General features: G+C 75.5%; 11 protein-coding genes. 8 read left to right on the top strand and 3 right to left on the bottom strand.

The features are described 5' to 3' along the window. Positions 1 to 69 precede the first annotated feature (69 nt). The 5 genes from VF468_19720 (at position 70) to VF468_19700 (ending at position 4329) form a co-directional block, all read left to right on the top strand. The gene (locus VF468_19720) at positions 70 to 1326 is read left to right on the top strand and encodes an NAD(P)/FAD-dependent oxidoreductase (GenBank protein HEX5880517.1); all 1257 of its coding nucleotides are present in this window, start codon (positions 70 to 72) and stop codon (positions 1324 to 1326) included. A gap of 7 nt (positions 1327 to 1333) precedes the next feature. Continuing rightward, entirely contained in the window at positions 1334 to 2167 is an 834-nt protein-coding gene (locus VF468_19715; GenBank protein HEX5880516.1) for an SDR family oxidoreductase, read from the top strand. A 119-nt stretch (positions 2168 to 2286) separates the two neighbouring features. Then, positions 2287 to 3414, top strand: coding sequence for an exo-alpha-sialidase (locus VF468_19710; GenBank protein ID HEX5880515.1), 1128 nt, complete (start codon positions 2287 to 2289; stop codon positions 3412 to 3414). 10 nt (positions 3415 to 3424) lie between these two features. After that, positions 3425 to 3697 (top strand): ubiquitin-like small modifier protein 1, encoded by a 273-nt coding sequence (locus tag VF468_19705; GenBank protein HEX5880514.1) that lies wholly within the window; start codon positions 3425 to 3427, stop codon positions 3695 to 3697. 83 nt (positions 3698 to 3780) lie between these two features. Continuing rightward, entirely contained in the window at positions 3781 to 4329 is a 549-nt protein-coding gene (locus VF468_19700; GenBank protein ID HEX5880513.1) for a hypothetical protein, read from the top strand. 76 nt (positions 4330 to 4405) lie between these two features. Here VF468_19700 and VF468_19695 read toward each other — a convergent pair whose 3' ends face one another. Then, complete coding sequence (locus VF468_19695; GenBank protein HEX5880512.1) at positions 4406 to 5452, bottom strand: DUF933 domain-containing protein; 1047 nt, start codon at positions 5450 to 5452, stop codon at positions 4406 to 4408. A gap of 155 nt (positions 5453 to 5607) precedes the next feature. Here VF468_19695 and VF468_19690 point away from each other — a divergent pair, with 155 nt between their 5' ends. Then, entirely contained in the window at positions 5608 to 6009 is a 402-nt protein-coding gene (locus tag VF468_19690) for a hypothetical protein (GenBank protein HEX5880511.1), read from the top strand. Positions 6010 to 6012: 3 nt separating this feature from the next. Here the strand turns inward: VF468_19690 and VF468_19685 are convergent, their stop codons facing one another. Next, positions 6013 to 6666, bottom strand: coding sequence for a TMEM175 family protein (locus VF468_19685; protein ID HEX5880510.1), 654 nt, complete (start codon positions 6664 to 6666; stop codon positions 6013 to 6015). 89 nt (positions 6667 to 6755) lie between these two features. Here VF468_19685 and VF468_19680 point away from each other — a divergent pair, with 89 nt between their 5' ends. Continuing rightward, entirely contained in the window at positions 6756 to 6896 is a 141-nt protein-coding gene (locus VF468_19680; GenBank protein HEX5880509.1) for a hypothetical protein, read from the top strand. Positions 6897 to 6920: 24 nt separating this feature from the next. Beyond that, positions 6921 to 7232, top strand: a complete 312-nt coding sequence (locus VF468_19675; GenBank protein HEX5880508.1) for a hypothetical protein — start codon at positions 6921 to 6923, stop codon at positions 7230 to 7232. Here the strand turns inward: VF468_19675 and VF468_19670 are convergent. Then, complete coding sequence (locus tag VF468_19670; protein ID HEX5880507.1) at positions 7203 to 8045, bottom strand: YihY/virulence factor BrkB family protein; 843 nt, start codon at positions 8043 to 8045, stop codon at positions 7203 to 7205. The genes VF468_19675 and VF468_19670 overlap by 30 nt on opposite strands. Positions 8046 to 8269 lie beyond the last annotated feature (224 nt).

Here is an 8269-nt window from a genome sequence, read left to right as displayed (position 1 = left end):
GCCCGGGCCGGGGGGGACCGGGGGACCGCCGGGGTGGCCCCCCGGCCGGCCGGCCGGCCCGGCGGCTAGATGGCCGAGCGGGACGGCGGCGTCTACGTCGTCGGCGCCGGGCTGGCCGGGCTCCGCTGCGCCCGCCGCCTCCACGAGAAGGGCGTGGCCGCCACCGTGCTGGAGGCCTCCGACGGGGTCGGCGGCCGCGTCCGCACCGACCGGGTCGAGGACTTCCTGCTCGACCGGGGCTTCCAGGTCCTGCTGACCGCCTATCCCGAGGCCAGGGACGCCCTCGACTACCGCGAGCTGGAGCTGCACCCCTTCTACCCGGGGGCGATGGTCCACACCGGCGACCGGTTCGTCACCGTGGCCGACCCGTTCCGCCGCCGCTGGGACGGGCTGCGCACCGCCCTGGCCCCGGTTGGCGGCCTCGGCGACAAGCTCAAGGTGGCGTCGCTGCGGCGGCGGGTCACCGCCGGGTCGCTGGAGGAGCTGTTCGCCCGGCCCGAGACCACCACCCAGGAGGCCCTGGCCGCCGACGGCTTCTCGGACACGATCGTCGACCGGTTCTTCCGGCCGCTGTTCGGCGGGGTCCTGCTCGACCGGGAGCTCGGCACCTCCAGCCGCATGTTCGAGTTCGTCTACCGGATGTTCTCCATCGGCGACGTCGCCCTCCCGACCCGCGGCATGGGCGCCATCCCCGAGCAGCTCGCCGGCGGCCTGCCTCCCGACTGCGTCCGCCTCGGCCAGCGGGTCACGGCCGTCGGCGACGGCGCCGTCACCCTCGACGGCGGCGAGAAGCTGCCGGCCAGGGCGGTCGTGGTCGCCACCGACGGCCCGACCGCGTCCCAGCTGCTCGGCGACGACCTGCCGGCCCCGGAGTCGGTCGCGGCCACCTGCCTCTACTTCGCCGCCGACCGGGCCCCGGTCGACGAGCCGGTGATCGTCCTCGACGGCGACGGCCAGGGCCCGGTCAACAACCTCTGCGTCCCCAGCGCCGTCGCCCCCACCTACGCCCCACCCGGCGCCGCCCTCATCTCGGCCGCCGTCGTCGACCGCCCCGGCCTCCCCAAGGGCCCCGACCTGGAAGCCGCCGTCCTCGGCCAGCTCGCCGACTGGTTCGGCTCCGGCGTGGTCGCCTGGCGCCACCTCAAGACCTACCACATCCCCCACGCCCAGCCCGCCCAGCCCCCCGGCGCCCTCGACCCCCCCGAACGCCCCGTCCGCCTCCGCCCCGGCCTGTACGTCTGCGGCGACCACCGCGACACCGCCTCCATCAACGGCGCCCTCGCCTCCGGCCGCCGCACCGCCGACACCGTGCTCGAGGACCTCTGAGCGCCCGGTGACCGAGCGGCTGGACGGCCAGGTGGCGCTGGTCACCGGGGGTGGGCGGGGGATCGGGCGGGCGATCGGGGAGGCGCTGGCGGCGGCCGGGGCGCGGGTCGCCCTGGCGGCGCGGTCGGGGGACGAGCTGGCCGAGCTGGTGGCGGCGGTGGAGGCCGGGGGCGGGGTGGCGCGAGGCTGGGCGCTGGACGTGACCGACCTGGGGGCGGTGACCGGGGTGGTCGGGGAGGTCGAGGCGGCCCTGGGGCCGGTCACGCTGCTGGTCAACAACGCCGGCACCGCCCAGGAGCCGGGGCCGTTGTGGGAGGTCGACCCCGACGGCTGGTGGCGCGACCTCGAGGTCCACCTGCGGGGCGCGTTCAACTGCTGCCGGGCCGTGCTGCCGGGCATGGTGGCCCGGCGGCGCGGGCGGGTGGTCAACATCGGCAGCCTGGTCGGGGCCCGCGACGAGCCGTACGTGAGCGCCTACGCCTGCGCCAAGGCGGCCTACTTCCGGCTGACCGGCACCCTGGCCGCCGAGACCGCCGGCCACGGCGTCACCGTGCTGTGCGTCAGCCCCGGGCTGGTGCGGACCAGGATGGTGGAGGAGTCGCTGCTCGGTGAGTCCGGGCGGCGCTGGCGGCCCCAGATCGCGGCCATCCCGCCCGGGGAGTACACGCCGGCCGGGCGCGTCGCCGACCTGCTCGTCCGCGTCGCGGCCGGGGACGCCGACCCGCTCAGCGGGCGGTTCCTGCACGCCGAGGACGACCTCGACGAGCTGCTGGCCGACGCCGAACGGGTGATCGCCGAGGACCTGCTCACCCTGCGGCTGCGGGAGCGCCCGGGGGGCTGACCCGCCGGGTCAGCCGGGACGGGACGCGAACGAGCAGGCCCGTCGCTAGCCCGTGCCGGCCACGACGCTACACCCGGCCCCCATGGGCCCATGTCGGCGCCGCGCGGTAGGGTTAGGGCATGAAGGAGCAGACCATCGAGCACATCGACGTCGAGTCCGGGGACGTCCTGCTGACGGTCGGGACCATGAAGGGCGCGTGGCTGTTCGCGGGCGACCCGGAGCGGGGGAAGTGGCGGTCGAGTGGTCCCCACTTCGCCGGCGAGCAGGTGTACGCGATCCGGTTCGACGGGCGGGGTGGGCGGCGACGGCTGCTGGCCGGGACCGAGCACGGCCACTGGGGGCCGGTGGTGCGGCGCTCGGACGATCTGGGGCGGACCTGGGTCGAGCCGGGAGAGGCCAACCTCCGGTTCCCCGAGGGGGCCGACGCCTCCCTGGCCAGGGTGTGGCAGCTCCAGCCGGCCGGCGACGACCGGCCGGACACGGTGTGGGCCGGGGTCGAGCCGGCCGCGCTGTTCCGCTCCGACGACGGCGGGGAGACGTTCGCCCTGGTCGAGGGGCTGTGGGAGCATCCCCACCGGCCGCGCTGGGAGCCGGGCGGCGGCGGGCTGTGCCTGCACACGGTCCTGCCCGACCCGGCCGACCCGGACCGGATGTGGATCGCCATCTCCACCGGCGGGGTGTACCGCACCGAGGACGGCGGGCGCAGCTGGCGGCCCCGCAACGACGGCATCCGGGCCGTGTTTCTGCCCGACAAGTACCCCGAGTTCGGCCAGTGCGTCCACAAGGTCGCCCCGGCCGGCGGGCGCCCGGACCGCCTCTACCTCCAGAACCACTGGGGCCTGTACCGCAGCGACGACGGGGGCGACCGCTGGGAGGACATGGCCAACGGGGTGCCGAGCGACTTCGGCTTCCCCATGGTCGCCCACCCGTCCGACCCCGACACCGCCTGGATCATCCCGCTCGACTCCGACCAGTTCCGCTGCACCCCCGACGGCCAGGCCCGGGTCTACCGGACCCGGGACGCTGGCGCCTCCTGGGCGCCGCTGACCGACGGGCTGCCCGAGCGCGACGCCTGGCTGACCGTGCTCCGCGACGGGTTCGCCACCGACGGGCTCGACCCGGCCGGCCTCTACTTCGGGACCCGGACCGGGCAGCTCTACGCCTCCGCCGACGAGGGGGAGCGCTGGCAGTCGCTGGCCGAGTGGCTGCCGCCGGTGGTCTGCGTCAAGGCCGCCGTCGTGCCCTGAGGGGTGGCCGATGCCCACCGTCCACCTGCCGGCCGCCCTCTCCGGCCACGCGGCCGGGCAGCGCCGGGTCGAGGTCGCCGGGACCACCGTCGGCAAGGTCCTGGCCGCCCTCGGGCAGGCCCATCCCGGGGTCGGCCACCGGGTCCTCGACGACCGCGGGATCCTGCGCCGCCACGTCAACGTGTTCGTCAACGGCGAGAGCATCCGCTACCTGGACGGGGCCGAGACCCCGGTCGGCGACGGCGACGAAGTCTGGATCCTCCCCGCCGTCTCCGGCGGCTGAGCGGGTGACAACGGCGGTGACCCGTCCTATGGTGGATCGGCCGGTGGGCCGGTGACGCCGAGTGGAGAGTGGAGGACGGCGCCATGGAAGAGCTGCTGCTGACCCTGCTGCTGATGTGCCTGCTGGCCGCCGGCGTGGCGCTGGCCGTGGTCTGGCGGGTCGTGCGGTGGGTGCGGCGCAGCCCGCAGTTGCGGCGGCGGGTCCGCAGCGTGCAGGCGCTGACGACGCCGCCCGGGCCCCGGCGGCAGGTGGCCTGCCTGCGCCGGGACCTGCACGCGGCCACCCTCGCCACCGGCGAGGCGGTCGCGGTCGTCAGGTCGGCCGGCGGCACCGTCGGCGACCTGCCCCACCTGGCCAGGCGGCTGGGCCGGGTGGCCGGGACCCTCGACGCCGAGCTGCGGCTGCTGGCCCACGAGCCCGATCAGGCCGAGCTGGCCCGGGTCCTGCCCGCGGCCCGGGCCCGGGTCGCGGATGTCACCCGGGTCGCCCTGACGATCCGCCGCGCCGCCAGCGCCGGCCTCGGCGCCGACACCACCGCCGAGCTCGCCCCCCTCGAAGCCCAGGTCGCACGCGAGGTCCTGGCCCTCGACGCCGGGGTCGACCGCCTCCTCACCCTCGCCTCCGGGGCCTGACCCGGGCACGGGGCTGTGGACAGCCGTTCGCCCCCGTTCCCGCCGCGGGCGACCCTCCCGTTTGGGGGCGCGGAGGCTACACGTTGAACCTGATGTGCACCACGTCGCCTTCCTGGACGATGTAGGACCGCGACTCGGTGCGAAGCAGGCCCTTGGAACGGGCGGTGTCCCAGCCGCCGGCGGCGACCAGGTCGTCGTAGGCGATCACCTCGGCCCGGATGAAGCCGCGCTGCAGGTCGGAGTGGATGCGGCCGGCGGCCTCGGGGGCGGTGGCGCCCCGGCGGACCTCCCAGGCGCGGGTCTCGTCCTCGCCGGTGGTGAGGAAGGTCAGCAGGTCGAGCAGCCGCCAGGCGGCCCCGACCACCTGGTCGAGGCCGCCGCGCTCGACCCCGTACCCGGCGAGCAGGTCGGCCGCGTCCTCGGGGGCCAGCTCGGCCGCCTCCGCCTCCAGGGCGGCGGCCACGGCCACCGTTGGCAGGCCAAGCTTGGCCTCGATCTCGGCGGCCCGCTCGGCGGCCGCGGCGGCGTCGGCCTCGGCCAGGTTGAGCACGACCAGGGCCGGCTTGAGGGTGAGGGGGGCGAAGTTGCGCAGCACCCTGGCCTCCTCCGGCTCCCAGTCGGCCGCCCGCAGGGGCGTGCCCTGGTCGAGCAGGTCGCGGGCCCTGGCCAGGACCTCCGCCTCCAGGGCGGCGTCCTTGACCCCGGCCCGGGCCTTCTTGGCCGCCTTCTCGGCCCCGCCGGCGACCGACTCCAGGTCGGCCACGGTCAGCTCCAGGGTCAGCTCGGCCGCCGCCTCGACCGGGTCGGGGCCGCCCCCGTCCCAGGCGGCCAGCACCATGGCCAGGGCGTCGGCCTCGCGCAGCGCCCCCAGTCCCTGGGCCGACAGCCCGCCCCCGGCGCCGGCCGACAGCCCGGCCACGTCCACGAACCGGGCCTGCACGTAGACCCGCTTGCGGGAGCGCTCCAGCTCGCCCAGCACGTCCACCCGGGGGTCGGGCACGGGCACGGCGGCCACGCTGGCCTTGCCCGCCGCCCCCCCGGCGGGCACGCCGGCCCGGGTCAGCGCGTTGAAGAGGGTTGTCTTGCCGCTCTGGGGCAGCCCGACGATGCCGACGTCCTTCATGGTCAAAGCCTATCGTTTCGGAGTTCATCCGCGATCCCGCGCAGCCGATGGAGAGACCATGCAGACGGCCGTCACGCGGACCAGCGGCCTGGCCCCGGGTAGAGGGTCGCCCCGGACGCCGGGAACCTCCCGGCCCCCTGGGGCGTCCAAACGGCATGTTCTTCACGAAGCTCCTGCGCGCGCTGGCCGGCCTGCTCCTGGCCGGGCTGCTGGCCGCCGCCTGCGCCGACCCCGGGGACGACGGCGCCGGGGCCGGCCAGGGCCCCGCCACCACCGCGCCCACAACCCCGCCCACGACCGCCCCGCCCACCAGCGGGACGATCCCGGCCCCGCCCGCCGGCGAGGTCACCGTCTCCGGCACCGTCACCCCCGGGGTCGAGGGCAACTGCCTGCTCCTGGAGGCCAAGGGCGGGCCCTACCTGCTCATCGGCGGCGACCGGGCGAAGCTGCGGCCCGGCGCCCGGGTCGCGGTCACCGGCCGGGTCGACCGCGACCTGCTCAGCATCTGCCAGCAGGGCGTGCCGCTGGTGGTGGCGTCGATCGAACCGGCGCCCTAACCCTCAGGCGACGTACCGGGCCGCCTCCGCCGGCCGGCGCCGGTCCAGGAGCATCCCCAGGGGGATGGCCAGGAACCACATCACGATCGCCAGCCGGGCGTCGACGAAGGCGACCGGCACGGACAGCGTGAACATCAGCACGGGCGACAGCGACGACAGCAGGGCCCAGCGGTAGACGTCCTCCGGCCACTCCTGCCGGAACAGCCGCCGACGCCTGGCATGGCGGAACAGCACCGCTTCCATGGTGCTGACCGCCCCCATGTTCAGGGCGAAGGCGACCACCGAGATCGGGTTGTCGCCGAACTCGCCCAGCACGCCGGTCGGGAAGGGCAGCCGGGCCACGAACGACAGGTAGACGACGGTCAGGGCGATGAAGCCCCGGTCGACCGCGCTCAGCCACGACATGAAGCGGTGGTGCGCCACCCAGTAGGAGCCGATCACGTAGCAGCCGAGGAAGAACGCGAAGACCAGCGGCCCCTTGTCGGCGAAGGCGTCCAGCAGGGCGCCGGGGTCGTCGGCGTCCCCGGCGATCGTCTCGGGCACGCCGATCTCCACCACCAGCAGGGTCATGGCGATCGCGAACACGGCGTCGGTGAAGTAGACGACCCGTCCGAAGTCGTCGTTGTCGCCACGACGTGGATAGCGGGTCGACGGCATCGGCGGCTCCCTCCGCGCTCGGTGACGGCCACGCCCCATCATCGACCCGATGCCGCGACCCGGGTGGGGACGCCCGCTTCGCCGGGCTGGTGGGTCCGGGCAGCGGCGACCTGGTCGGGGCCACCGGCATCGCCGCCCAGATGGTGGGGTGCTGGGGCGGCGGGCCCACCCTGCTCGCCAGCCGGCCCGCGCCAGCCGGTGAGCTGGCCGATCCGGGCCAGGCCGGGTAGGTTCACCCCGGAGGTGAGCTGACCTTGGCGACCCAGTACCCCGACGACGACCTGCCTCGCGAGCCCGACCCGCCGGCGCGCGCGACCGACGTCGACAAGCAGGACCCGGAGACCCCCGACCACATCCCCGAGCCCGAGGCCTCGGAGGTCGAGAGCGCGCGCCTGCTGGCCAACCAGGCCCGGCCCGAGCTCGGCGCCGAGGGCTTCTCCGACCAGCGCATCGACGAGCTGGCCTCGGAGTTCATCGCCAGGGACATCGGCGAGGGCCTCGAGGAGTTCCTCCGCTGGGCCCGCGCCGAAGGCCCGCTACCGCAGGGCAGCGGCGAGATCTTCTGACCTGGTTCCGGCTCGGGCGGCGAACCGGGCCAGGACCAGGCTGAGGACGTAGCCGCCGAGCAGGACCACCTGGACCAGGTACAGGTAGACGGCGGCCACGACCACGGTGCCGAGCAGGTCGGAGTCGCCGAAGGCGATGCCGACGTCGACCCCGAAGCGGAGCAGGAACAGCCAGGTCAGCGACATGCCGGAGAGGAACGACCCGGTCAGGGCCGCCCCAAGGGCGAGCGGCCCGGCCTGGATCGGCCGCGGCGAGAAGGCCCGGTAGAGGACGCCCACCAGCAGGGTCGCCGACAGCCACCCGATCACGAAGGCCACGGCCACGCTGAGCAGGTTGAAGCGGCCGGTGAACCCGAGGGCGCCGGGCAGCACCGCCACCGCCCCCAGCTCGGCCATGACCACCGGCGGCAGCGCGGCCACGAACACCAGCCCCAGCAGCCGCCCGCGCAGGCCCTTGGCCCGACGGTTCCGCTCGGCGATCCGGTCCAGCGCCCGCACCAGCCCGTCCCCGTAGCTGGTCGCCGGGATCAGGGCGGCCGCGAACGAGGCGATCCCCAGCCGCGGCCCGACCTCGCCAAGGGCCTGCACCCCCTCCTGAAACCCGAGCGACGTCGGCGCGTACTCGGCCAGGGCGAGGGTCAGGGTCCGGACCAGGTCGTCGCCGAGCACCAGCGAGGTGACCCACCAGGCCACCAGCAGCAGCGGCACGATCGCGATGCCCGCGTAGAAGGTCAGCCCGGCGGCATAGAACACCAGGTCGTGCCGTCGCACATGGCCCACGACCTCGCGGGCCACCTCCCGCGCGAGCCGCACGCTCCGACCCGCCACGTCGTCGTTCCCTTCAGCCGGCTGTCCTGTCACCTGGTTCTTCGCGGTGCATCGGCCCGGCGGTTGCGGTCCGGAGCGGGGTGGTGTCATGGGGCGGGGGTGTGGATGGCTGGTTGTCCGGGTTTCTGGGCCCGGATACAACTCGTTCCGGCCAGATCGCCGATCGTCCCGACCATCCGTTGCGCCGTCCCGTCGCCGTCGTGCCGAGA

Source organism: Actinomycetota bacterium (assembly GCA_036280995.1).
Classification (GTDB): domain Bacteria; phylum Actinomycetota; class CALGFH01; order CALGFH01; family CALGFH01; genus CALGFH01.
This window is presented reverse-complemented; position numbering and strand designations above follow the sequence as displayed.

Coding starts and splice junctions, on each gene's coding strand:
- VF468_19705 (HEX5880514.1), top strand. CDS start 3,425: ATGCCCACCGTCCACCTGCCGGCCGCCCTCTCCGGCCACGCGGCCGGG.
- VF468_19720 (HEX5880517.1), top strand. CDS start 70: ATGGCCGAGCGGGACGGCGGCGTCTACGTCGTCGGCGCCGGGCTGGCC.
- VF468_19685 (HEX5880510.1), bottom strand. CDS start 6,666: ATGCCGTCGACCCGCTATCCACGTCGTGGCGACAACGACGACTTCGGA.
- VF468_19710 (HEX5880515.1), top strand. CDS start 2,287: ATGAAGGAGCAGACCATCGAGCACATCGACGTCGAGTCCGGGGACGTC.
- VF468_19690 (HEX5880511.1), top strand. CDS start 5,608: ATGTTCTTCACGAAGCTCCTGCGCGCGCTGGCCGGCCTGCTCCTGGCC.
- VF468_19700 (HEX5880513.1), top strand. CDS start 3,781: ATGGAAGAGCTGCTGCTGACCCTGCTGCTGATGTGCCTGCTGGCCGCC.
- VF468_19695 (HEX5880512.1), bottom strand. CDS start 5,452: ATGAAGGACGTCGGCATCGTCGGGCTGCCCCAGAGCGGCAAGACAACC.